The sequence below is a fragment of the SAR324 cluster bacterium genome, assembly GCA_029245725.1.
Classification (GTDB): domain Bacteria; phylum SAR324; class SAR324; order SAR324; family NAC60-12; genus JCVI-SCAAA005.
The window spans coordinates 1-1743 of record JAQWOT010000020.1 but is presented as its reverse complement, the minus strand read 5'-3'; the positions used below and the strand labels follow the sequence as shown (position 1 = coordinate 1743).

Genomic DNA, 1743 nt, shown 5'->3' with positions numbered 1-1743 from the left:
CCTGCAAATCACAACTTACACATGACTTGGTTTTTTTCAGTTTCTTCAACGCATCTTTGCCACTCAAAGCAACTTCCGCTGGTTTTTTCTGCTGTTTCACGGCTTGTTGCTTTGTTTTCTGCTGCTGAATTTCTTTCTGCCAATAAACTATTCGTGTCTGAGCCTTTGACCTAAGCTCTTTATCTTGCTCTGAGTATGGGTTTTCGTTCTTCCAGCTACTTAAGAACCGCTCCCACGACTGAACTTTTAACTTACTCTCAATTGCTTGCTGCTCAAAGGCTGTGACCTTGTCATAATCTTTCTGCATCCTCTGTTGCCATTCCTGCCATTGAGTCTTAATTCTTTGTTGTTCAAGCTGAGCCTTTTCAGCATCATCAGCCTGTTCCTGAAGATCACCCAATTCAACGGAGGCTACTGCTGGAGGTGCAGCTTGTAGCTTAGGTTTTGGGGACTGCCGTTTAACTTCAAAAACAAAATTCCCTTCATCTAAATACGGGTCAAGAATTTTGCCGTATTGGGGCGTTTGTCCAGTCTGGTAACGGGGCACCTGCTTCTGTAGAAACATGCCTAACTCGACGCCTGTCACATACCCGTCCTGATCTAGATCAGCTTTGCCTTCAATGCCTCGAATAAACAGTGGTCGAAAAATACTATCTGCCGGAACTGTCTGATTGGCGCTGCCTGCAGAGAGAAATTGGCGCACTGGCTTTGCTGTTGAGTAGGAAATGTCTTCTGGAACTGCAACCGCTCTAGATTGGAGAACTGAACCAGAGAAGCAGGAGTCAAAGACAAACAATGCGTGTTTGGATTCAATCTGTTTGGCCCATGAGAGAATCTGCTCCATCTTGAGGGATTTGCGGAAGAACGCTCTTTCATTGTCATAAGGGTTCGGAGCATCTACAGGCACCAGATAGCCAAATTTGCGACCATTGCGCTCTTGGGTGTAGCCATGGCCAGCATAGTAGAACAGAAGCCGGTTATCCTGCTCATAGCCGTGAGCGTCAATGAAGTCGTTGATCTCATCGATCAAGTCATCTTCAGTGGGATCCATTACAGTTTGGACTTGAAACCCTTGCCCTTCCAGCGCCTGACGAACGGCGCTCACATCCTTCCCGACACTACTCAGATCACCCCATGCGTTGTCCTGATAGTTGCTGGCGCCAATCACCAAGGCATAGCTACCCTGATAGAGTTTGACCTGATTTCCATCAGGCATCTTGAGGCTCACGGGGCGAATGGCTCTTTGTTGTGATGCCCATCCTGTCGGAACAATCAGGAGGCTGATGAGCAGGTAGCAGATCAAGTGTTTGAGAATCATGGTTTACCCGTGGTGAGTTTTGTTATCTGTTCTCACACACAATACAGGTATCAGAATTAATTGGGAGGGGTGAGCGGGGGAGAGGGCTACACTCATCACTTAAGAGCTTTATTCAACAAAATATTATGACTTACTAAAAAACTAGACTTTAACCGGCAACGTCTGGTTCCGCGCGATATTTCCAGTCGTTGCCGGTTGTGCAAAGAGTACCTGACATTCACTCCGATCAAATTCAATCTTGCTCTGTTTTACCCCTTTCAAGAAAACGAGAACAACCCCCTAATTTGCCAAAGAACAAAATAAAACGTCTTTTTCAAAACGAGTCGGCAAACTCGTCTCCAACGTTGTCCGTACCATGGAGACGCCTCTGCTCTTTCAGCCGCTCTTCACGCATGTTGTCAAAGTATTGCGCTCTGTCAAACTGT

At 46.4% G+C, this 1743-nt stretch carries 1 protein-coding gene; it reads right to left on the bottom strand.

Annotated elements, in window-relative coordinates:
• On the bottom strand, positions 1-1318 hold a 1318-nt coding region (locus P8O70_00715), incomplete at its 3' end, for a caspase family protein (protein MDG2195405.1).
• Between the last annotated feature and the right edge of the window lie 425 nt (positions 1319-1743).